At 54.0% G+C, this 19,741-nt stretch carries 18 protein-coding genes; 5 read left to right on the top strand and 13 right to left on the bottom strand.

From position 1 onward, the window contains the following. Positions 1–53: 53 nt before the first annotated feature. The gene (locus KNP84_RS13230; protein ID WP_021065993.1) at positions 54–1,691 is read left to right on the top strand and encodes an ABC1 kinase family protein; all 1,638 of its coding nucleotides are present in this window, start codon (positions 54–56) and stop codon (positions 1,689–1,691) included. On the opposite strand, the gene KNP84_RS13225 is transcribed toward KNP84_RS13230, so the two are convergent. Together KNP84_RS13225 and KNP84_RS13220 are read right to left on the bottom strand one after the other, a co-directional pair. Further along, positions 1,630–3,222, bottom strand: a complete 1,593-nt coding sequence (locus KNP84_RS13225) for a GNAT family N-acetyltransferase (RefSeq protein WP_215114948.1) — start codon at positions 3,220–3,222, stop codon at positions 1,630–1,632. The two genes, KNP84_RS13230 and KNP84_RS13225, sit on opposite strands and share 62 nt — an antisense overlap. After that, positions 3,215–3,730, bottom strand: coding sequence for a glycerol-3-phosphate acyltransferase (locus KNP84_RS13220; protein WP_215114947.1), 516 nt, complete (start codon positions 3,728–3,730; stop codon positions 3,215–3,217). The genes KNP84_RS13225 and KNP84_RS13220 overlap by 8 nt, the downstream gene beginning before the upstream one ends. Positions 3,731–3,815: 85 nt before the next feature. Between KNP84_RS13220 and KNP84_RS13215 the strand changes: the two genes are divergently transcribed. Continuing rightward, positions 3,816–5,228 carry an NAD-dependent succinate-semialdehyde dehydrogenase gene (locus KNP84_RS13215; RefSeq protein WP_215114946.1) on the top strand — a complete coding sequence of 471 codons (1,413 nt, stop codon included), beginning with the start codon at positions 3,816–3,818 and terminating at the stop codon, positions 5,226–5,228. Between the two features lie 38 nt (positions 5,229–5,266). Here KNP84_RS13215 and KNP84_RS13210 read toward each other — a convergent pair whose 3' ends face one another. The 6 genes from KNP84_RS13210 to KNP84_RS13185 all read right to left on the bottom strand — a co-directional run bounded on the left by KNP84_RS13210 (position 5,267) and on the right by KNP84_RS13185 (position 9,356). Continuing rightward, positions 5,267–5,899, bottom strand: a complete 633-nt coding sequence (locus tag KNP84_RS13210; RefSeq protein WP_021065989.1) for an HAD family hydrolase — start codon at positions 5,897–5,899, stop codon at positions 5,267–5,269. Positions 5,900–6,018: 119 nt separating this feature from the next. Continuing rightward, on the bottom strand, positions 6,019–6,387 hold the full coding sequence (locus KNP84_RS13205) for a rhodanese-like domain-containing protein (protein ID WP_215114945.1): 369 nt from the start codon (positions 6,385–6,387) through the stop codon (positions 6,019–6,021). Between the two features lie 105 nt (positions 6,388–6,492). After that, the gene (locus KNP84_RS13200; RefSeq protein ID WP_058764957.1) at positions 6,493–6,765 is read right to left on the bottom strand and encodes a DUF5327 family protein; all 273 of its coding nucleotides are present in this window, start codon (positions 6,763–6,765) and stop codon (positions 6,493–6,495) included. Between the two features lie 69 nt (positions 6,766–6,834). Continuing rightward, positions 6,835–8,130 (bottom strand): DUF2252 domain-containing protein, encoded by a 1,296-nt coding sequence (locus KNP84_RS13195; protein ID WP_214831005.1) that lies wholly within the window; start codon positions 8,128–8,130, stop codon positions 6,835–6,837. Between the two features lie 13 nt (positions 8,131–8,143). Continuing rightward, positions 8,144–9,094, bottom strand: a complete 951-nt coding sequence (gene msrA, locus KNP84_RS13190) for a peptide-methionine (S)-S-oxide reductase MsrA (protein WP_214831007.1) — start codon at positions 9,092–9,094, stop codon at positions 8,144–8,146. 79 nt (positions 9,095–9,173) lie between these two features. Next, positions 9,174–9,356 carry a hypothetical protein gene (locus KNP84_RS13185; protein WP_214716382.1) on the bottom strand — a complete coding sequence of 61 codons (183 nt, stop codon included), beginning with the start codon at positions 9,354–9,356 and terminating at the stop codon, positions 9,174–9,176. Between the two features lie 88 nt (positions 9,357–9,444). On the opposite strand from KNP84_RS13185, the gene KNP84_RS13180 reads away from it, so the two are divergent. From KNP84_RS13180 to KNP84_RS13170, 3 genes are all read left to right on the top strand, one after another. Continuing rightward, positions 9,445–9,780, top strand: a complete 336-nt coding sequence (locus KNP84_RS13180) for a hypothetical protein (protein ID WP_214716401.1) — start codon at positions 9,445–9,447, stop codon at positions 9,778–9,780. Positions 9,781–9,870: 90 nt separating this feature from the next. Then, positions 9,871–10,941, top strand: a complete 1,071-nt coding sequence (locus KNP84_RS13175) for a diguanylate cyclase (protein ID WP_214837587.1) — start codon at positions 9,871–9,873, stop codon at positions 10,939–10,941. A gap of 147 nt (positions 10,942–11,088) precedes the next feature. Continuing rightward, entirely contained in the window at positions 11,089–11,613 is a 525-nt protein-coding gene (locus KNP84_RS13170) for a hypothetical protein (protein ID WP_058764968.1), read from the top strand. 247 nt (positions 11,614–11,860) lie between these two features. On the opposite strand, the gene cydC is transcribed toward KNP84_RS13170, so the two are convergent. The 5 genes from cydC to arcC all read right to left on the bottom strand — a co-directional run bounded on the left by cydC (position 11,861) and on the right by arcC (position 19,732). After that, positions 11,861–13,576 (bottom strand): thiol reductant ABC exporter subunit CydC, encoded by a 1,716-nt coding sequence (gene cydC, locus KNP84_RS13165; RefSeq protein ID WP_215114944.1) that lies wholly within the window; start codon positions 13,574–13,576, stop codon positions 11,861–11,863. After that, the gene (gene cydD, locus KNP84_RS13160; RefSeq protein ID WP_214830629.1) at positions 13,573–15,297 is read right to left on the bottom strand and encodes a thiol reductant ABC exporter subunit CydD; all 1,725 of its coding nucleotides are present in this window, start codon (positions 15,295–15,297) and stop codon (positions 13,573–13,575) included. The genes cydC and cydD overlap by 4 nt, the downstream gene beginning before the upstream one ends. Positions 15,298–15,425: 128 nt before the next feature. Beyond that, the gene (locus KNP84_RS13155; protein ID WP_021065978.1) at positions 15,426–16,112 is read right to left on the bottom strand and encodes a Crp/Fnr family transcriptional regulator; all 687 of its coding nucleotides are present in this window, start codon (positions 16,110–16,112) and stop codon (positions 15,426–15,428) included. 134 nt (positions 16,113–16,246) lie between these two features. After that, positions 16,247–18,589, bottom strand: a complete 2,343-nt coding sequence (locus KNP84_RS13150) for a glycoside hydrolase family 31 protein (RefSeq protein ID WP_215114943.1) — start codon at positions 18,587–18,589, stop codon at positions 16,247–16,249. Between the two features lie 180 nt (positions 18,590–18,769). Next, the gene (gene arcC, locus KNP84_RS13145; RefSeq protein WP_058764975.1) at positions 18,770–19,732 is read right to left on the bottom strand and encodes a carbamate kinase; all 963 of its coding nucleotides are present in this window, start codon (positions 19,730–19,732) and stop codon (positions 18,770–18,772) included. Positions 19,733–19,741: the final 9 nt, after the last annotated feature.

The following is a 19,741-nucleotide window of genomic DNA, read 5'->3' as shown; positions in this document are numbered from 1 at the left end:
ATACAAAAAATCAGACCAGTCGAGCGACTGCTTGTAAAGGATGTCGGTACTTTATGAAACGAATCGCCTTGTTCCGCATATGGATTATCGTCACAATGTTCGCCCGATTCATCATTAAAATTTATGCCTTCTCACGCAAACAGCAGCAAGGTCTCGCGTCGACCGAAGAATACGAGACACTCATGTTGAATCTCGCCCGCGAGTATAAGCGAAACGCGCTCCGACTCGAGGGGCTGCTAATCAAGCTTGGCCAATTCTTATCGATTCGAGCCGACTTGTTGCCCCCATCCGTTTTAAATGAATTGTCGGAGCTCGTCGACCGTGTCCCGACTTCAGGCTGGGACAAATCCCGCGCCATCTTGGAAGCAGAATGGGGCGTCCCTTACACACAGGTCGTGAAAGACGTCGGCATCGATGCCGTCGCCTCCGCTTCGATTGGGGAAGTATACGGCGCGACCCTGCTTGAGACAGGGAAGCGTGTCGCTCTGAAAATCCAGCGTCCGGACATCGAAAAAATCATTCGGACCGACTTTAAAGCGATGCGAATCGTCACGACGATGCTCAAGCGGACCTCGCTGGCAAAATCGACCGACTTAGATAGCTTATATCGCCAAATGATTTTTGTCATCGGGGATGAATTAAATTTCCAAACCGAATTAAAAAATGCCCTTTATTTCAAAGCGAAGTACGCCGAAAATCCGGACGTCTACATACCGGACTATTATGATCATCTCTGTTCGAACCGGGTGTTGACGATGGATTGGGTCGATGCGCGTCGCATCACCGACCTCGCCTTCTTGAAAGAGAATAACATCGATCGCTCCGCCCTGGCCGAACGCTTATTCACGATGGCGGCCGAGCAACTGTTGTTCGGCGGGAAATTCCACGCCGACCCACACCCGGGTAACGTGCAGATCCGGGCCGATGGCACGATCATCCTGCTCGACTTCGGAATGGTCGGCTCGACGACACCACAAGATATGGCGACCATCCGTAAAATCCTGCAGGCGTTCATCTCGCTCGACTATGACGGGGTCGTCGACGGCCTCGAAGACTTGCGCTTCTTGTTGCCGACGGCGAACAAGCACAATATCCGCCAGGCACTCGAGAAAGCGGTCACGTTCTATTTAGAGACCGATATCGACACGGTCGACACGAAATTGATTGAAAAAGTGTTGCAAGACATCCAGTTGCTCGTCAAGAACGAGCCGATTCAATTGCCAGCCGAGTTCGCGTTCTTCGGTCGAGCCGCCTCGACCTTGCTCGGGATTTTACAAATCCTTGATTCAAAAATCGATTTGTTTACGCTCGGTAAACCGATTGTCATTCAATGGCTCGAGGCCGACGGCACGACAATTCAAAACCGTTACGTCATGACGGCGCTCAACTACGGCAAGAAGTTGCTGAACGTCCCGCCGCTCCTCGATAACTATTTGAAAGAGCCGACCCGGAAGCGCCTGTCCGAACAAGCGATGTTCCAACGTGAGCTCGAGTCGAAAGAACTGCTCCATCGTCAAACGTTCAACGCTGGCTTGATTATTCTCGGCCTTGTCGTCGGGCTATTCGGCTATCTCCGACCGGATGAGTGGCTGTTCTGGTCAGGTGGCGTCGTCTCGGTCATCGCTTATTTCAACTCAAGACGCCTCGGTCGAAAGATTCGTCATTTGGCCCGCCAAGATTTCCGCGTCTGAACCCGTCACTCCATGGAGTGGCGGTTTTTTTCTGGAGCCACGTCCCGATATAGGCGGCGACTTGCTGCAAATCCCGGTCGGTCGTCCATCCCATCGTCGCGACTTGGAGACAATTCGCGCGCTGCAAATAAACGCTCTCGAACTGGACTTGATAGCCGTGGAACGCCAATTGATATCCTAGCTCAATCGAGGACAGTGTGTCTGGCAGCGTGAGCGAAAAAATGCCCGGCGCTTGGTCGTCCCCGAGTTCAACCGATACACCGCGGCGCACCAGTTCATGTACGAACGCATCAAGTTTGGATTGATGGGTCGCAATCTCCGCGTCCGTCAGCTCGTGCAAGGCGACGTCCATCGCTTGAATGAGCGGGACCGATTGCGTGAAGGCGATTGGGTCATAGCCTGCCAAGTCCAAATAACGCGGAATCGACGGGTTCGGGACAGCTCGTTCTCGCATGGCGACAAACGCCAATCCAGGAGCATTTCGGAGCGCTTTGCCCGAGACGAACGTCACCAGATGCGCGAACGAATAGTCGGTCACTTTCGTCCCGACCACACTGATGGCATCAATCGCAATCTTCGTCGGATGTGTTTGTGCATACTGACGCAACTGGTCCAAATCGACCAGCTTCCCCGTCGACGTCTCGCAATGGACCGTCCAAATCCAATCTGGTGCATGTTGTCCGATTCGCTTTAAGTCGAGACGACGCCCAGCCGAAAGCGGGACGACATCAAATTCAAGACCAGCCCGATTGGCATGGTCAATCAGCCGCCGTCCGAACTCCCCTGTGTCGATGATCACGCCACGTCCGCGCAACTGGGCGGCGACGGCATCGTTCGCAATCGTCCCGCTCCCGAGCAATGTGTAAACATGGGGCAACTTGACGAGATGGCTCAGCCTCGACTGGACCGAATGGAGCAAACGGCTAGCCTCGGCCGACCGATGTGATATCGGCTGAGCGGCAAGCGCAGCGCGCACTTGATTCGACAGTTCGACGGGCCCGGCGAGGAGTAGCTTTGGCCGCAACGTTCGAGCGGTCTCTGACTGCATGAACCCATAGCGCGTCAACTGCATCGGCACGTATAACGCCTCCGACGTCCCGACCGGTTCTGCGAACGGGATAAACCCAAACCGTCGATATAGCTTCTGTTCGCGCACGGTTCCGCTGATGACAATCCCTTCCACACCCCGGTCTGTCGCTTCCATGATCATCGCTCGCATAAGTCCGGCAAACGTCCTCGTGTTCCGATAGGCGGGCGTCACGGCCAATAGCCGGACTTCAATCCACTCTCCCGGTGGCAGCGTCACACCTTTTTGTTCAAGTGAAAACGGGTGCTCGTCCCGGATGGCACACATGGCAACGAGCTGCCCGTCCGCCAACCCAATCCAATATGTATTCGTGTCATGAAAGCGGTCGACGAGAAGCCGGTCCGCGTTTGGATGGTGCTGCGGAATTTCCTCCACGAACGTCTCATAGTTCAGTCGGTGAATCGCCGAAGCATCCTCCGGCGTCGCTCTTCGAAATTCAAGCACGTTGTTTCCCCCTTATGTGGTGATACACGATGAGTAGCATCGTCAAACTGGCCAATCCGACATCTGTTGCGTCCCCCCAGGCCGCGAGCGGCAGGAGCACGAGCATGACGAGCCCCGTCTCGCGCGAGTTACGCGTCACTTTGATGAGAAGCAACAACAGCAGAAGTCCCACAATAAACCATAGCGGGCTGTACGCTAATATAATTCCAGAAAATACGGCATACCCCTTCCCCCCGGAACGAATATGCCAAATCGGATAAATGTGGCCGATCGTCAAGGCGAGTCCGGTCTCAAAAAAGTATGGACCGCTGATTGACAACACGAGTACCGTCTTCAAGACGTCGAATCCGTAAACGAACAAGAACGCTCGCTTCCCGCCGATCCGTAACGCATTGCGGGCACCGGTGTTCCCCGATCCGGTCGTAGCCAGATGTTGACCACTCCACATGCCGTACAAGCGTCCGCCCAGGATACTGCCGACGACATAACCGACAATGATGATCCACATGGCGACCCTCCTCTTTGTAAAATTGTGTATGATTTTTGAAAACGGGTACTTTTACAATGTGACCTAGACGAAAGGGGAAATCAAGATGCGAGTGGAGAACAATTTCATCAATGGAGAATGGATTGATACATCGGACACGATCGAGGTGCGCAACCCCGCCACCGGAAACATCATGGCCACGGTGACAAAGAGTGACACGGCCGAAGCGAAACAGGCTGTCGATGCCGCGTACGATGCCTTGAAGGACTGGCAAGAGAAGACCGCCGAAGAACGCGGCGCTCTCCTGCTCGAATGGAACCGCCTGATTGATGAACATACGGAAGCCATCGCTCGGACGATGGTTGAAGAACAAGGCAAGCCGTTACAAGAAGCCATCGGCGAAGTCCGCTATGCGAATGGCTTCATCGAGTGGTACGCCGCCGAAGGAAGACGCGTGTACGGCGAGACCATCCCGGCCTCGTCGAACAAGAAGCGAATCTTCGCCATCAAGCAACCGGTCGGCGTCGTCGCCGCCATCACGCCATGGAATTTTCCGGCGGCGATGATCACCCGGAAGCTCGCACCGGCTCTGGCTGCAGGCTGCACCGTCGTCCTGAAACCGGCCTCCGCGACGCCGCTGACGGCCATTGAACTCGTCAAACTGGCCGAGAAAGCCGGTTTCCCCCCCGGCGTCATCAATCTCGTCACCGGGAAAGCCTCTGACATCGTGAACACGTGGCAACACGATCCCCGTGTCCGCAAATTGACGTTCACCGGTTCGACCGAGGTCGGCAAGACGCTCATGCGCGGTGCCGCCGATACGATGAAGAAAATCTCGCTCGAGCTCGGTGGTCACGCCCCGCTCATCGTCACAGCGCAGGCAGACCTCGACAAGGCCGTGCCTCAAGCCGTCGCGACGAAATTCCGTAACGGCGGACAGACGTGCGTCTGTGCCAACCGAATTTATGTCGAGCAATCCATCGTCGATGCGTTCTCTGAAAAATTCATTGAGGCCGTCGCGGCGCTCGAAGTCGGGAACGGACTCGACGAAGGGACGGATATCGGCCCGCTCATCGACGAGGCCGCGGTCGAGAAAGTGATGAAGCACTTGGAAGACGCCCAAATCCGGGGCGGGGAAATCACGGGTGGCGAACAGCTCGACGGATTGTTCGTCCGGCCGGCCGTCGTCCGCTATGCGAATGAGGATATGCTGTGCATGAACGAGGAGACATTCGGCCCCGTCGCACCGATTGCGTCGTTCGATACGCTCGAGGAAGTGATTGAGCGCGCGAATGCGACCCCGTTCGGTCTCGCCGCTTATGTGTTCACGCAAGACATCAACGAGGCCCTCTATTTGGCCGAAGCGCTCGAATACGGCATCGTCGGCGTCAATGACGGTCTCCCGTCGACGCCGCAAGCACCGTTCGGCGGGTGGAAGCAGAGCGGTCTCGGCCGTGAAGGCGGTCACCATGGCATCGAAGAATTTTTGGAAATCAAATATATCTCGCTTGGACTTTAAAAAAATTCCGGTTGAACATCGCGTTCAACCGGAATTTTTTATGATTCGATATACGTAATCAAGTCGTTCGGCGTCGCAATTACATGATCCGCGAGCGCCCATTCGTCCTCGTTTCCAAACCCAAATCCAGTCAAGACGACCGGGAAGTCATGGGCCCGAGCCGCTTCGACATCCGATTTCCGGTCCCCGACCATCACATAGTCGTTCTCGCCGTGACGGAGGCGATGCGCCGTCAAAATGTCGGCTTTTTTCTCACCACTTACGGATTCGAGGCATTCTGGCGCCGTCATGAACTGGCGAATGTTTTGCGAGTCGAGAATCAGGTTCAAATAATGGACACCGCAGTTGCTTGCGGTCGTCAACGTGTGCCCTTTTTTATGAAGCGCCTCGAGCATCTCATAGATGCCGTCGAACAAGACGAGCTGTCCTTCCATCGCCCGCTCGAGCGTCTCATGCCGCAACTTGCGGATTTGGCGAATCTCTTCAATCGTCGCTTCCGGGATAACATGTTCCCAAAATGCGTTGCCGGCCAACCCGTAACCGGAACGGACCGCATCCTCACTCGGTTTCGGTAAATGTGGAAGTTGCTCCAACGCCTCGTGAATCGCTTGCGTCATCGGTCCGGTCGTGTCGACGAGCGTCCCATCGATATCAAATAAAATGACTGCCATTGTCTGGTCCCCTCTCTCTTTCCTATGTTCCTACCGTAGCAGAATCCCCTGAAAACCGAAAGCGGAAACGTTTCATAAAAATAGCTCTAGCTGAACATATTGTTCGGCTAGAGCTGCTCTCATAATCCACGCCAGAAATTCATACCGCCTTTGACCGAGTAGACGTCCGTATAGCCAGCGCTCTTCAACATGGCAGCGGCCCGCTGGCTTCGCATCCCACTTTGACAGATGACGTAGACCGGACGTGCTTTATCTTTTGGATACTGGGCACTCGCATTGCCGAATCCAGACAAAGGGACGTTCTTCGCTTGCTTGATATGCCCGCCCTTGTATTCATGCGGTTCCCGGACGTCGAGCAATTGAATGTTCCGCTCTTCGGCAATCTTTCGTTTCAACTCATCCGTCGAGACTGTTTTCGTGCCGTTCCGCTTCGTCCACCAAAAATAAATCAATCCGATCACTACTGCAACAAACAAGAAGTCAAGCATAGTCACGCCTCCGTTAGGTATATTTTAGTTAACCTCATTATACCCCCTACGGTATATAAGTCAACGCGAACGCCTCACAAAAAAAGCTGTGCCACGGGGCACAGCTTAAAAGTCGAGCAATGAATCAGTTTTCGGTTTATCCTCTTCTTCAAGCGGAATTCCAAGGAACGCCGCCATCTGACGATCGAGCGGCGGCTTCGACTCGACCGGTTGGGCCACAGGAACCACTGCTTGTTGCGTCGGAGCCGAATCGGCGAGCAGTAGCTCGCAATACCCCATCAGCTTGGCCAAATGGCGCTTCTGGGCCTCTCCGCTCGACTGTTCGATTTGTGTCATCACTTGCTTCATCTGCAAGATGACCTGTTGTTCCGTAATCATCTATCGCACACATCCTTTACCGTTCCATTCTGAGGCAAACGAGGGGCTGGCCGCAAGTCCGATGCTCGTTCAGACGTGAGTCTCCGAGCGCGTCGTGAGCCATGTCTGGAACGCTTCAAAATCAAACCGGACTTGATTGGCGTAAAATTGGGACCACCTTGTGATTTGACGGATAAACAGTGGGCGCGACACACCGATGGCCGCCGCGATGCGTTCACTCGCCTCATAATCGAGCACGTTCGCATCCGCATCCGCCCGGGCATGAATCTTGGCGGTGATTTCCGCCTGCACTTTCAACGTCTCGATGAGCGATTCCTCATTCTTGATGTGCTTCGCTTTCACTTTTCGCTTATACGGTGACCGTTGACGGACGTAGTATTCATTCCCATCAATCGTCAAGTAGCCGAGATACGGGTCACGACTGTGCACCATGGCACGCTGAGCCGCGATGACACGGGCCCCTTGATGGGACAGCCCGTCCTCAAACAATGGATGCGTCGGCAAGAAGAGAGACGGGACGGCCGATTGGGCTTGTTTCATTTCCAGGATGATATCCTCGTCATGCTCCTCGTCCGCGCCTTCAATCAAAATATAATAGCGTTCGAGTCCAATCGAAGCGGTGCCACTCTCACGTTTAATGGCGATATCTTTAATCTTGTAATGGTCGGCGTGATGGCGATGTTTCTCCGATAACGACGACAAATAGTCCGGCCATGCCTGCTTGATTTGCTTCGCCGTCTTCGGACTGACCGGAACGAGGTCGTCACTCGTCGCAAAGTAACGCTCCTCATCCCGTACTTCCGTCCGCTCGGCCATGAACGCGTCTTTCTTCTTCTCGGCCTTTTTAATCACTTTCTTGATCGCTTTGCACGTGTTCGCTTTCGTAAACTGGACATCTTCGTCTTTCCCGTTCGCGTAACGCTCAATCGCACGTGCATACGTGTCAGCATATGTCTCGATGGCACGAGTCGCATCAAAACCTGACTCGGCGGCAAACAAGTCGACTGAGATGGCCATGCGCAGGACGTCAAACAAATAAGAGCCGAGATACGCCTCATCAAAATCGTTCACATCGTAAATGATCGTCCCGGCGCCATCCTCGAACACACCGAAATTCTCAAAATGGAGATCTCCTTGAATGAACGTCGGATGGGACGCATCCGTATCGAACGCGAGCGGGACTTTCGCAAAGTCGTAATAGAACAAGTGCGAACTCCCCCGGAAAAACGAGAACGGCGTCGCGCTCATCTTGTTATACTTCTCGTCTCTGGCGGCTTCCGATAGATTCCGAATCGATTTGTCGTAATAGTCCAATACGGTCGCGAGCGTCTCACGACGGATCTGTTGTTTGACGGATGTGAACATGGCCTTCTCTCCTTCACGCATCGAATAAGTGCTTGTACTCTCCATACCCTGCAGACTCGAGTTCTTCTTTTGGAATGAAACGAAGCGCTGCCGAGTTGATGCAGTAGCGCAAGCCACCGAGCTCTTTCGGACCGTCATCGAACAAGTGGCCGAGGTGGCTGTCGGCTCCCTTCGAACGGACCTCCGTCCGGACCATATGGTGCGTCGTGTCCATGTTCATGTCGATGCGCTTCTCTTCGATTGGACGCGCGAAGCTCGGCCAACCGCAATTCGATTGGAATTTATCGCGCGACGTGAAGAGCGGTGTCCCATCGATGACATCGACGTACAGCCCTTCCCGCTCCTCATCCCAATATTCGTTTTGGAACGGGGGCTCGGTGCCGTTCTCTTGCGTGACTTTATATTGCATCGGCGTCAGACGATCTTTCAATTCTTTCTGAATCTTCTTGTCACTCCACGCTTCTTTCACGAACTTGGCCCGGCCAGAACCGACCCGGTACATCTCATAACGGAACGGGTTTTTCTTGTAATAGTCCTGATGGTAGTCTTCTGCTTCCCAGAACGTCTTCGCGGGGCGAATCTCCACTTCAATCGATCGGTCGAATCGACCCGAATCTTCGATTTCTTGTTTGGAGCGTTCAGCCGCCGCACGCTGTTCTTCTGAATGATAGAAAATCGCCGGTCGATACGATTCACCCCGGTCGTTGAACTGTCCGCCGCCATCGGTCGGGTCGATTTGACGCCAATAGATGCGCAACAGTTCCTCGTACGAGATGACTTCCGGATCGAACGTGACCTCGATCGCCTCTAGATGACCTGTCGTCTCTGAACAGACCTGTTGGTAGGTCGGATTGTCGACATGTCCGCCCGTATAGCCGGAAATGACGCGCTCGACCCCCTCATATTTATGAAACGGTTTGACCATGCACCAAAAACAGCCTCCCGCAAATGTAGCTTTTGTCATAATAAATCCCTCCTTACTATGTAGTGTACCCAAAAAATCTCACAGACAACAAAAAACGAGAACCCCGAACGTGTTCTCGTTAGTCTTCTTCGACCCGATTCATATGACGCATCACTAAAAATAAGATGACGCCGACGATGGCCGCTCCGAGAGCAGTCAATGCCAGATTGCCTCGAGCCGATAATGTATAAAAGATGGCTAACCCGATCAAGATGAGCGCGATCGGAATGAAGGCTCGTTTGAAATGATCCCAATACCGCACGGACAGTCCCCCTTTTTCTCTATCATACCAAACTTATTTGCTAAGATAGAGTGGAAGATGATGTTCCATTTCGAAGGAGGCACCTAGTATGGAAGTTGAACGATTATGGGCCAATCGCCCGACACTGATGTGGGAAGACCGAATGAACGAGGGAGATGACGTGTATACCGTCGAGATCATCTTTGCCGTCGATGCCGCGCTTCGGCGGTACGTGACCGCCTTGACACAGGCAGACGGCACGGAAGCAAACGTGTTAGCGGCCGTCCGCGACGTCGTATTGCGTTTAAACGAAATTGACGAAGAACACGACCATTTCATCGAGACGGTCGAGCGTGAGGAATTGTACGACTTCATTCAAGCCGGTGCCATTTTAGCCGGTTATGAGACGACAGAAGACGTGACGGAAGAATGGCGGGAATGGTGAACACATTATCCCCATCCATCAAGCGTCAACCTGGTTGTAATGTGCTAAACTGAAACTAATTATTTCCATTTCACGTTAGGGGATGCGTTCATGCTCACGATCATCAACTCATTTTTTCTAAATCTGTGTATCCTATTCACGCTATTCACGATTTCGTTTCTCCCTTTCCGAAACCGTCCACGGCTCACACCGAAATCACCTTTAAAAAGCAGAATTCTGCTCGGCGTTCAAACCGGGTTCGTCGCCTTGATTTTACTAGCGAACGCACTGCCACTTGAAGGGATGCTAATTGATTTGCGCTCCATCCCAATCTCACTTGCCGTCCTGTTCGGTGGATGGGTCAGCGGAACGGTTGCCGCCGTTATCTTTTTGACTGCTCGTTTTTTGATGGTCACCGATGGGGCGTACATCGGCTTTTATTTAGCGGTCTTGACGATGATCGGGCTCGTTCTTCCCATCAGTCTCTTGCGCCTCAAACTCGATAATACCCGCAATACGCTACTTATTTTCACGACAATCAGTATCGCTGTTTTCGGTGCCGCCATCTATTACGCGTTACCGCTTCAATTGTTCTATCCCGTCATTCTTGCCTACGTCGTGATGGCATACGGCGGTGCCTGTGCTTCTTACCGGTTGCTCCAAGAGTTGCGACGTCACTTTGAGAACGTCCAGCACCAGCAACAACTTGCTCGGACGGACGCGCTGACCGGCATCGCCAACCGACGTCTATTGAATGAAGCCATGGCCAACCTGAACGTCGAGGCGAAAGAGTACGCGTTGATCCTTGTCGACATCGACCATTTCAAGCGCGTGAACGACACGTACGGTCATGACGTCGGGGACGACGTATTACGTGAGCTCGGCATGTTACTCGTCGCCGAGAGCGACGAACGGCATCTCGTCGGTCGTTTCGGCGGAGAAGAATTTTTAATCATCATGCCGAACGCCAATCGAGAGGACGTGACTCGCCTCGCCGAATCTATACGAGAAAAAGTCTCGACATTCCCGTTCGAGACGAGCGCCGGGACGTTACATATCACGGTCTCGCTCGGCGCCTGCCATTCAAACGACATCGAAGTCGACAGCGTGTTGAAGCATGCCGACGAAGCGTTATACCACGCTAAGGAATCTGGTCGCAATCGCTTCATCTTGGCGTCGTAATCGGCGAATCGTTCGCAAAAGATTGCGGTTTTACGCAGTTTTCCCGCTTTACTTTCAACTAGTGAATCGGTACACTAGGCTAGACTTTGATTCGATGATTCTTACAGTTGATCATAGATTTGGACAGAAAAAGGGGAAACACATTTCATGACAGTATTGTTATCACTATTCGGTTTGATGTTTGTGGGATCGTTCATCCTCGACTATCAACGTGGCAAGACGTTCCGCCAGTCGCTCTTCGGGGGAGTCGACACGATGAAACGGAACTTACTGATCTTTTTACGCACGTCACTCTCAATGATGATTTTCATCGGCCCGCTCTTGCTTATCTCGATGTTTGCGTTCTCAGAGCTCGTCTCGTTCGAAACGGTCGCTGCGTTCATGATTTCCGTGCTTAGCATCGGTTTCGCGGAACGCATCATCGGGATGATCGTCGCTCCGCTCGTCCGGACGTTCTGGCATCAACGTGGCAAATTGATGCCACTCTATCTCGACGCTGGCCTCTACATCTTCTTGCTGTCGATTCTCATCCTCGAGTTCTTGATGAACATTCCAGGTGTTGAACTCGGCGCATCAGCCATCGCTGTATTTTATGCGTTCGCCCTCTTCTATATCCGCTATTTGTTCAGCTTGATTCGCTTCACGTTCCGCAAGGGCGTGCCATCAAGCTGACGATTGACCGCAACCCGAACCGGTTGTGGTTTTTTTGTATCATTTTCTAATTGACAATGAGAATCGTTATCACCTATACTCAAGATGTAGCTCCCAAAAGCTTGACGTAACCGTTCCCCAAACTATTGCGTCACGTGGATTCCCCTCCACGACACTCTTTTTGAAAGCAATGCGACAACCCCCATTTGTTGCACCCAAATTTGCCATCCAAAAAACGAGCGGCTCTCCGACGGAGCCGCTCGTTTTTTCATGCGAAAATATCTTGCTCGATCTGTTTCAATCCATAGAATACACCGCGGGACCGCATCAGTTCATCATACGTTCCCGTCTCTACAACGCGACCGCCTTCCATGACGATGATGTGATCGAAGCGCTCGAGCCCGGTCAAGCGATGGCTGACCATGACGAGTGTCGATGACTCGGCACGGCGGAAGACTTCGGCGAACACGTCCGCCTCGGTCCGCGCATCGAGAGCCGACGTCGCTTCATCGAGAATCCAGAGCACCCCGTTCTTCAAGAGCGCCCGGGCGATGGCGAGCCGTTGCCGTTCTCCGCCCGACAAGTTCGCCCCTTTCTCGAGGACAGGCTCATCGAGTGAGAAACCGAGCCGGACGCTCGCGAGCGCCGCTTCCATCTCAGCGTCGGTGAACTCTCCGGCTAACGCCAAGTTCTCGCGCACCGTCCCGAAGAAGAAGTGATTCTCTTGAAGGACGACGCTGGCTTCACTCCAGACCGATGCTTGGGTCACATCGTCCAACCGTTGCCCATTCAATCGGATCTCACCGGAATCAGGTCTGACGAAAGCGAGCAACAGTTGCAGGAGCGTCGATTTCCCTGAGCCGCTCGGCCCGACGATGACCGTCTTCGTCCCGCTTCGTAACGTCACATCCACGTCGCTCAGGACATCGCGGTACGTATCCGGATAACGATAGGTCACGCGCTCGAACGATACGTCCGGAGCGGATTCGAGTATCATGTCCGTCCGGGCGGCCTCGGCCGCGACGATTGCTTCACTCGGCTCGACGACTTCGAGCAGTCGATCGGCCGCTTGCTTGCTGTCGGCAAAGTGACCTGGGAAGACCGCCATCGGTGTCGCGTTCTCAAACGCGGTGAGCGACATCATGATGAGCATGGCCAAAAATAGGCCGTTCAACTCGCCGTCGACGACGAGATACGCCCCGATGGCAAGAACACCCCACGAGACGAGCAGGGAGGCCGCCACGACGAGTGACGAGTTGAAGAACTGATTCGTCACATCCCGCTTCTGCGCTTCGGCGTAACGGTCACTCTGTTCGAGCAGCTCGCCGCGTGTCCGTCCAAGTTGATGATGAAGCAACAAATCGCGATATCCGTACATCATCTCTGTCATCCCACTCGACAGGTCACCCCGTAAGGCGCGAAGCTCGCGGTCGTGCTTGGCACGGATTCGGGCGAAGAACGCCGGAATCAAAAAACCGGTCACGAACACACCGAACAAAATCCAGAGGCTGACCCACATCGAGAAATACGTGACGAAAAAAATCGTACTCAAGAAGACGAGCACCAAGATAATCGGCGGATAGAATACCCGTAAAAAGTAGTTTTGCAAGCTCTCGACGTCACCGACGACGCGAGCGAGCAAATCCCCGCTCCGATACTTGGCAAAGATGCTCGGCACGAGCGGTTCGAGCTGGCGGTAAAACCGGACCCGCAACTCGCTCAAAATCGTGAATGTCGCCCGGTGCGAGGCAAGGCGCTCTTGATAACGCGCACTCGCCCGAATCACACCGAACAATTTAATCAAGACGACAGGCACCATGAGCGCATAGAGCGGCGGTACGAGACCGGCCCGTGAGACAAGATAACCGCTCGCCGCGAACAAGGCGACGGCCGCGATGCCGGCCACGTACCCAAAGAAGATTGAGAGGACGATATCTTTCTTCTCTCGCATCATCCATTTCGTGATCGTCCAAAGTGAATTCATCCTCTCACCCCTTTCTGTAGCGTGAACAAGTCAGCGTATTGCGGAACGCTGAGCAGTTCGTCATGCGTGCCTTGGGCGAGGAGCTTCCCATCGTCCATGAACCAAATCGCATCCGCCTGCTTGATTGTATGCAACCGATGCGCGACCGTGACGAGCGTCGCCTCGCGCGACAACTCCTCAATCGAGCGCCGAACGATTTGCTCCGTCACTAAATCGAGCCCTGTCGTCGGTTCATCGAACAAGATGATGCCCGGTCGTTTCAAGAAGGCGCGGGCCAAGGCGAGCCGTTGCCGTTCGCCTCCGGACAACCCATAACCGCCTTCACCGAGTTCAGTATGAATGCCGTTCGGCAATTGCGCGATGACATCGTTCAATCCGGCTGCATCCGCGGCTTCAAGGATGTTTATCTCGTCGGCCGTTTCCCCGAGGGTGATATTATCGGCGACGGTACCGGCGAACAAATACGGATTTTGTGAGATATAGCCAATCGTGTCATACCATGACGAATCGGTGTATGTCTCGAGCGGTTCTCCATCGACGAGGACACGTCCACTGTCCGGTTTCACGAGCCCGGACAACACGTTCAAGACGGTCGTCTTGCCGGACCCGCTCGCCCCGACGAGCGCCACATGGGCGCCGGCAGGAATCACACCGCTCAAAGGCTGCAGCGTAAAGCGTCCACCTTCATAGGCGAACGAGACGGCGTCGAGCTCGAGGTCGGGTGTCCGGCTCGTCAACGTCCGGTCGCCCCAGGTCAAGCGTTCATCCGGTGCATCGAGCGCCTCGAAAATACGGTCGGCCGCCCCCATGCTGCCGCGTCCGGTGTGGAACGCACCGCCGAGGTCTTTGATGGCCAAATAGTATTCCGGGGCCAAGACGAGAATCAAAAAGCCGGAGAAGAACGTCAAGTTCTCCCAGACGACCATTTGGAGCGCGACTTCGAGTGCGACGACGCCCGTGCTGAGCATCGAGATGAACTCGAGCATGAGACCCGACAGGAACGCCGTCTTCAAGACGACCATCGTCGCGTCGCGGAAGTCGAGACTGCTCTTTTCAATCGCTTGCGCCTCACGCTCGGTCCGACCGTATAGTTTGAGCGTCGTCAATCCTTGCAACACGTCCAAGAACTTGCCGGAGAACTGATTCATTTTCTCCATCTGCTGTTCTGACTTCTTCTGGGTCGCAATCCCGATGATGATGAAGAAAATCGGGATGAACGGAGCCGTCACCATCATGATGACGCCTGAAATCCAATGTTGGCTGAAGACGACGACGAGAATGAGTAGCGGAATAATCGACGTTTGAATGACTTGCGGCCAATATTGGCTGAAGTAGGCATCGACTTCGTCGACCGCGTCCATGAACACGCTCACCTTTTTACCGGATTGACCGGATAGTGACGTCTCAATCGGATTCGACGTATAGCGGTCGAGCAGTTGCAATCGGAGTGTTCGTTTCGCCTTTTCTGACAGGCTCGCTCCAATCCTCCCCGACATATAGCCGAAACCAGCTCGTGTGACGAGCGCGAGGATGAGCCAACCGAGCGTCGGAACGACGCTTTCAAACGATGCATTTTTTAAAAAGACTTGATCGACAATGTCGACAATCAAATAGGCTTGAGCTAAAATCGACAACCCGATCATCACTGCCGCGATGATGAGTCCGACGATATGGCGTTTTTCTGCTAAAGCGAGAGCTTGCAGTCGTTTCACTGCGTTCATCCTTTCTATCAATCAGGAGACTTTTTCTTTGTGAGGATTCTCACTAATTATACCTGATGCACCCTTGCAAGGCGAACGCTTCGCTTCCTCAGACATGCAAAAAACGCCACGTCCCACACGCGGCGCCATCACAGCGACTGTTCAAAATATTCAGGATGACCGATCATCAATTCCCGCGCATCAAATTGAAGCACGTCTTCTTTTCGCAACCGCGATAAGATGTTCGACACGGTCTCTCGTGACGTACCCGACAAGCGCGAAATCTCAATTGTCGTGAACGGGCAGCGGACACGGACGCCCGTCGCTTCCGGCTCCCCGAGGTCTTCAATCAAGTAATGAATCGTGTTGAGCACCCGGTCAGTCGCACTCGGTGTGATGATGTCCTGGACACGGCGCTCGTGCAAATCAAGAATCCGGTTCATCTGTCCGACGATGTGGAGCAACATCGATGCGTTCCGCGAGACAAGCTGTTCGAAACGGTCGGTCGGCATATAGATGACCTCGATATCGGTCAACGCCTCGGCTGAATGTTGATAGTACGGTTCCGTCAACAAGCCACGATACGGGAACAATTGCTTCGGTTTCAAGTAGTCCGTATATTGATGTGTCGCCGTCTCGTTGCAACGCTCGAGCTTCACATAACCGCTAATCAAGAAATAGACCCGTTCCCGGGGATCCCCCTCTATGAACAAGAGTTGACCTTTCCGATACGTGCGGCAATAGACATGCGGCAACAGCGCCTCGAGCTCTCGTGTGGCACATTTGGCGAACACATCAAGCTGTCTCAAATCGTCCACCGTCCATTTTGGTTTCATGTCGCATCCTCCAATCCATCTTGCCTCTCTTTTAAGTATAAAACGACTCTTTTGTGAAAACGCTTACAAAATCCAACGATTTTCTGACAAAAAAAAGAAGGGCATGAACCGCCCTCTTCGTCACAATAAAGTATTCAGTCGAGCATCAATTCCATAATCGCGTCTTGCAGGTCGCGATCGAGTTCGAGCGCATGTAAATCGAACAGCCATGCTTCGAGTCGCGTCTTCGCGGCCGCTGACCGGTATAACCGGTCTTTTAAATCGTATGAGATTTCCGCACGGTCCAAGAAGCGATACAACCGATCGAGACGATGGTCGTTCGCCGTCACATCGACCGGGAGTTCCACGGTCAGCTCGTCTCTGATCGGTCCGAGCTCGAGGCGCAGCGTCTGTGTCTCCCGTTTGTATTCACCAGACCCGGTCACCCCTCGAAGCAGCAACGTGACATGGCGGTCCACCGGTAACACAGACCGGTCACCTGTCACTTGGATATGAAGGCTCCGTTCATCCCAATCAAGCGTGAACGTCGTCTCGGCGTAGGCTCCCGTCTCATAGCCACGGTCCTTCCCATTGTCTTCATAGAGCGTGAACGTGTTCGAGGCGCCTGGGAAGATGAGCACTTCCAAATCGGCTGGGTTGTCGGTATCGTTTCGACCCGAATGGTGTGGTGCCATCGGGATAATCGCCCCGGCTTTGGCGAACACCGCCTGATCTTCGAGCTCACGGAACATGCGAACCGATTTGTCCCCGCTGTAGCGATGACCGGTAAAGAAGTCGAACCAGTCACCTTTCGGTAGCCAGACGTTCGTCGCCGCCACATGGAGCTGTCGATTCATCGGTTCAACGATTGGGGAGACGATGAGTTCACTGCCGAAGTAATACTCATTCGGTACCTCATACGCCACGTCTTCATCCGGATGCTCATAATACATCGGTAAGACGAGCGGCAAGGCGCCGACATGATTTCGCCAGTTCATCGTATAGATATATGGAATCAATTGATGGCGCAGACGCAGGAACGTCTTCATCGACCGTTCCGCCTCGAGACCGAAGCGCCACGGCTCCTTGCCGTTGAACGTACTAAAAGTCGAGTGCAACCGCATGATCGGGCTGAATACACCGAATGCGACCCAGCGCGCGGCGAGTTCATCATCTTTCGACCCACGATAATGGCCGCCGATGTCATGACTCCACCAGCCATAGCCGATATTGGCCGCCGTCGCTGTAAAGTATGGTTGGAAGGCCAGGGACGCCCACGAAATCAACGTGTCGCCCGAAAAACCGATCGGATACCGATGGCTGCCCGGCCCGGCGTAACGGGAGAAGATGAGCGGACGGTTGCCGTCACGGGCGATGTCGGCCGCATGGTAATGATTCAACATCCAGAGCGGGTCGAGCCCTTCCATTTTTGAGGTGGATCCTTGTTGCCAGTCAATCCACCAAAAATCGACGCCGTCGACTTCATGTGGATGGTGCATCTGCTCGAAATAGGCTTGAATGAAGCGTTTATCAGAGAAGTCGAACGGAATGCGGTCACCATGCGACGGGTCGATGCCCATCGCCTCGGCCATCGCCGCATATTGATCTTCAAATGCACGTACACCGTCCGCCGGGTGCAAGTTCAACGTGACGAGCAACCCTTCTTGCTTGAGCCACGTCAAGAAGCCTTTTGGGTCCGGAAACAGGTTTTTATTCCATGAATAGCCCGTCCAGCCGCTCCCATATTCCTCAGGGATATCGGTGATGTGCCAGTCGGTGTCGATGACACTGACCGAGAACGGGATGTCTTCTGTCTTAAACCGACGCATGAGTTCTTTATATTCGGTCTCGTCGTAGCGCCAATAGCGGCTCCACCAGTTGCCGAGCGCTTTTCGTGGCAACAGCGGCGTCGGGCCTGTCAGTTGATAGAAGTCACGCAGGGCCTGCTTATATTCATGTCCATATCCGAAGTAGTACAAGTCATGGATGTGTTTCCGTCTCGGTTCCACAAAACGGTCCTCGGTCATGATGAACGAATCGGAATCATCGATGACGGCATACCCTTGTTTTGAGGCGATGCCCTCACCGAGTTCCGTCGCCCCGTCGACATGGTCGAGCGTGCGCGCCGTCCCTTTCAACGTCCGTTCCGGTCCGTTAAACGTATAGCGGCTATAGTACGTACTGAAGTTCCCTTTCACATCGACGTAGAGCGTGTTCGGCGCGAACGGCCCTTTCGTGTAATAGAGGTGGACGTGCTCTGTGATGATTTGCAGTTCTGTCTCATCCTCGATCACGCGAAACTCCGGGACTGCGAACGCCCGGTTAAAGACGACTTGGGTCGGCCGGTCTTCGAACACCCCATCTTCCGCGTATTCCATCCGAATCAGTTGGCTCGTCAGCACCGTGAAGCGATAGCAGCTCCCTTGGACGATTGCTCGATTATCTGACTGTGGTTTCATTTGTTGCGTATAGACGTTCTCCTCTTCAAATAGACGCATAAGCTCGAGCGTTGCCGCTCTTCGTCACTCCCCTTCTAAATTGTGCAAACGTTTACACTCAAAATGATAGCAATGTCTAAATCGACATACAACATTCCTTCCCTATGTCGGACCATAAAAAACGACGAGCTACCAATTCAGAAAAAAAAGCCACAGACGCTGTTGTCTGTGGCGTTGAGTTTATTGTTGGAGCGTCGCGGCGAGTCGGACGCGCGTCCCGACCTCGCCTCGGACCGCCGCAAGGGCTTGTTCGAGCGACGTGATGACGGCGACCCGGTCGTGGCCTGACTCGGCGAACTGAAGGGCGGCCCGAACTTTCGGCAACATACTGCCCGGTGCGAACTGGCCTTCGGCGATATACGTCTCGAGCTGTTCTTTCGTCGTCTCCTCGAGCGCCCGAGCCGACGGGGTCCCGAAATCGACGAACACGTGCTCGACGGCCGTCAAAATGAGGAGCATGTCGGCGTCGACGAGATCGGCGAGTTTCGCAGCGGCGAAATCTTTATCGATGACCGCCTCGACACCGACATAACCATCTGGTGTATCGATGACGGGAATCCCGCCACCGCCAGAGGCGACGACGATATGCTCATGGGCGACAAGGTCACGGATGACCGCGTGCTCGAGAATCGCCACTGGAAACGGGCTCGGGACGACGCGGCGATAGCCGCGACCGGCGTCTTCTTTGAACACATAACCGGTCGCCCGTTCCATCTGCTGCGCTTCCGCCTCGTCGTAGAAGGGACCAATCGGCTTCGTCGGGTGACTGAAGGCACTATCGTTCGGGTCGACGACCGACCGCGTGACGATTGGCGCGACCGAACGTTCCAAACCGCGCGATCTCAGAGCTTTCGTGAGGGCATTCTCGAACCAATAGCCAATCATCCCTTGTGTCATCGCCCCGCAAACGTCGAGTGGCAAGGCCGGCGTCGCCGGACTGTCTGATGCGGCCTGTTGCAACATCAAATTCCCGACTTGCGGCCCGTTCCCGTGGGTGATGATGACCTCAATCCCTTCGGCGACAAGCGCGGCCAGAGATTCAGCCGTCGCCTCGACGGCTCGAATTTGAGCCTCGGCCGTCGCATCTTTTCCTTGTTGAATCGCATTTCCACCTAGTGCGATGACTACTCGTTTATTCCGCATATTGGTTTC

It is taken from the genome of Exiguobacterium sp. s70, assembly GCF_018618315.1.
Classification (GTDB): Bacteria; Bacillota; Bacilli; order Exiguobacteriales; family Exiguobacteriaceae; genus Exiguobacterium; species Exiguobacterium chiriqhucha.
The sequence above is the reverse complement of the archived record's forward strand: the minus strand, read 5'-3'. Positions and strand labels throughout refer to the sequence as shown.

Excerpts from the sequence above, each read along its gene's own strand:
- KNP84_RS13230 (WP_021065993.1), top strand. The coding sequence starts at position 54 with ATGAAACGAATCGCCTTGTTCCGCATATGGATTATCGTCACAATGTTC.
- KNP84_RS13220 (WP_215114947.1), bottom strand. The coding sequence starts at position 3,730 with ATGTGGATCATCATTGTCGGTTATGTCGTCGGCAGTATCCTGGGCGGA.
- KNP84_RS13215 (WP_215114946.1), top strand. The coding sequence starts at position 3,816 with ATGCGAGTGGAGAACAATTTCATCAATGGAGAATGGATTGATACATCG.
- KNP84_RS13210 (WP_021065989.1), bottom strand. The coding sequence starts at position 5,899 with ATGGCAGTCATTTTATTTGATATCGATGGGACGCTCGTCGACACGACC.
- KNP84_RS13205 (WP_215114945.1), bottom strand. The coding sequence starts at position 6,387 with ATGCTTGACTTCTTGTTTGTTGCAGTAGTGATCGGATTGATTTATTTT.
- KNP84_RS13200 (WP_058764957.1), bottom strand. The coding sequence starts at position 6,765 with ATGATTACGGAACAACAGGTCATCTTGCAGATGAAGCAAGTGATGACA.
- KNP84_RS13195 (WP_214831005.1), bottom strand. The coding sequence starts at position 8,130 with ATGTTCACATCCGTCAAACAACAGATCCGTCGTGAGACGCTCGCGACC.
- msrA (WP_214831007.1), bottom strand. The coding sequence starts at position 9,094 with ATGACAAAAGCTACATTTGCGGGAGGCTGTTTTTGGTGCATGGTCAAA.
- KNP84_RS13180 (WP_214716401.1), top strand. The coding sequence starts at position 9,445 with ATGGAAGTTGAACGATTATGGGCCAATCGCCCGACACTGATGTGGGAA.
- KNP84_RS13175 (WP_214837587.1), top strand. The coding sequence starts at position 9,871 with ATGCTCACGATCATCAACTCATTTTTTCTAAATCTGTGTATCCTATTC.
- KNP84_RS13170 (WP_058764968.1), top strand. The coding sequence starts at position 11,089 with ATGACAGTATTGTTATCACTATTCGGTTTGATGTTTGTGGGATCGTTC.
- cydC (WP_215114944.1), bottom strand. The coding sequence starts at position 13,576 with ATGAATTCACTTTGGACGATCACGAAATGGATGATGCGAGAGAAGAAA.
- cydD (WP_214830629.1), bottom strand. The coding sequence starts at position 15,297 with ATGAACGCAGTGAAACGACTGCAAGCTCTCGCTTTAGCAGAAAAACGC.
- KNP84_RS13155 (WP_021065978.1), bottom strand. The coding sequence starts at position 16,112 with ATGAAACCAAAATGGACGGTGGACGATTTGAGACAGCTTGATGTGTTC.
- KNP84_RS13150 (WP_215114943.1), bottom strand. The coding sequence starts at position 18,589 with ATGCGTCTATTTGAAGAGGAGAACGTCTATACGCAACAAATGAAACCA.
- arcC (WP_058764975.1), bottom strand. The coding sequence starts at position 19,732 with ATGCGGAATAAACGAGTAGTCATCGCACTAGGTGGAAATGCGATTCAA.